The sequence below is a fragment of the uncultured Fibrobacter sp. genome, from assembly GCF_937877005.1.
Classification (GTDB): Bacteria; Fibrobacterota; Fibrobacteria; order Fibrobacterales; family Fibrobacteraceae; genus Fibrobacter.
Genome location: NZ_CALEFV010000169.1, coordinates 1 through 1712, shown reverse-complemented (window position 1 = coordinate 1712; position 1712 = coordinate 1). Strand labels below are relative to the sequence as shown.

The following is a 1712-nucleotide window of genomic DNA, read 5'->3' as shown; positions in this document are numbered from 1 at the left end:
CTGCGGGGCCGGTCATCAGGACGGGGCCACCTTCTTCGTGCTTGATATGGAGGACGCCGCCGTCAAGGACAACATCTGCTTCAACGCCCACGCGGCCCGTGCGCTGGGCCGCAACGAGGGTTGCGCAACTGCCAGTGCCGCAGGCCATGGTGACTCCGCAACCCCGTTCCCAAACCCGCATGCGGATTTGGGTGGGCGTTACCACCTGCGCAAATTCAATGTTGCAACGGTCGGGGAACTGTTTGTCCACTTCTAGAATGCTCCCCCACTTTTCCAGCTGAATCTTTTCGATGTCATCCACGAAAATCACCGCATGCGGATTCCCCATCGAGACCGTCTCGGCGGTAAAGTCGAAGCTGTCGGCAGTGAGCTTGATCGAGCCCAAGAAGTTTCTCGGAAGTCCCATGTCCACGCACACGCGACCGTCATCCAAAAGGGCAGGCTTTACCAGGCCGCTCTTGGTATGCAGATTAAAAACCTTCGTGCTATCGTCTTTGGCAAGACCGCGACTGCGGATGTACTTCGCCACACAACGCGTCGCATTACCGCACATGGCCGCTTCGGAACCGTCGGCATTAAAGATGCGCATTTCAAAATCGACACCGTTCGGCACGGATTTCGCAGCAGGCCCCACGCTGGCACCGACGCCCGTATCGCCGAGCACCAGGCAACCGTCCTTATCCATGGGCGTTACAATCACCACGCCATCGGCACCGATACCGAAGCGACGGTCGCAAAGCTTAATTACCCTTTCTGTAAAAGCGGCGCCATATTCCGGCGTCTGCCCCGGTTCATAAAGCACGAAATCGTTGCCCAACCCGGTCCATTTTGAAAAATTAATTGGCATAATTCAGTTCTCTTTATAATTTTCCACGCCCCTATTTGCAAAAAATATGCCAACTTTACAAAAATTGTTAAATCGCGCTAAAAACGCCAATTTTGCTCAATTTTCAGAAAAAACAAAATTTTGAAATATTACAGATTATGTAAAACAAACAACATTATTTTACATTTTATGTAAAACACAGCCACAAAAAAAAGTCTCAAAAAATCACATTTATCGGCATTCTGGCGTATATAGAATAGATACACCCTCAACAAATCAATTGACGGATATAATTTTATATCCTAAATTCCGTTCACGTTAAAAACAAGGAACACTTTGAAAAAGAATGGGTACGATTCTTCAAAAATATGGAGTTGTAAATGCAACGTGACGAAATAGAAAAAATAGAACCCGTAAGCAACGGACTAAAGCTTACCGCGAAAAACGGCAGGCTCGCAACATTGCACTATAAAGATTTCGAACGCTTAAAAAGCGCCACCCCAAAACAGCGCCTCGATTACAGAATCTCATTTGAAGGCCTCCGCTGGAACGACCTCGACGAAGACATTTCATTCGAATCCATTTTCAATCCAGAGCAGTTCCCACTAAAGCTTTCCTCGAAGCTAAAGCCCATAAACATGTCCGAGGTTGCTCGCAGGCTTGGCATACAGCAATCTCTAATGGCCGCTTACATGAACGGATCAAAGCACCCTTCCGAAAAACGTAAAAAAGCAATCCTTGATGAAATTCACAAAATCGCAAACGAGCTTTTGTCAATTTAAGATAAAAAGTCATTTTAGGAGATGACATACTAGTTCGAATTTTTCTACATTTTCGCCCGAAAAATTATCTTCAAGGATACTAACATGAAACGTACTCATAACTG

Annotated in this window: 2 protein-coding genes; one reads left to right on the top strand and one right to left on the bottom strand. The window is 46.6% G+C overall.

Annotation, left to right across the window (positions count from 1 at the left end):
• Nucleotides 1–847 (bottom strand): diaminopimelate epimerase (dapF, locus tag Q0628_RS08210; protein WP_298769963.1); only part of this gene is annotated, 847 nt, incomplete at its 3' end.
• 359 nt (nucleotides 848–1206) lie between these two features.
• Here dapF and Q0628_RS08205 point away from each other — a divergent pair.
• A complete protein-coding gene (locus Q0628_RS08205) occupies nucleotides 1207–1608 on the top strand; it encodes a DUF2442 domain-containing protein (protein WP_298769961.1) in 402 nt (133 codons plus the stop codon).
• Nucleotides 1609–1712 lie beyond the last annotated feature (104 nt).

What these genes read in the sequence shown, in the direction of transcription:
- Q0628_RS08205 (WP_298769961.1), top strand. Translation starts at nt 1,207, where the DNA reads ATGCAACGTGACGAAATAGAAAAAATAGAACCCGTAAGCAACGGACTA.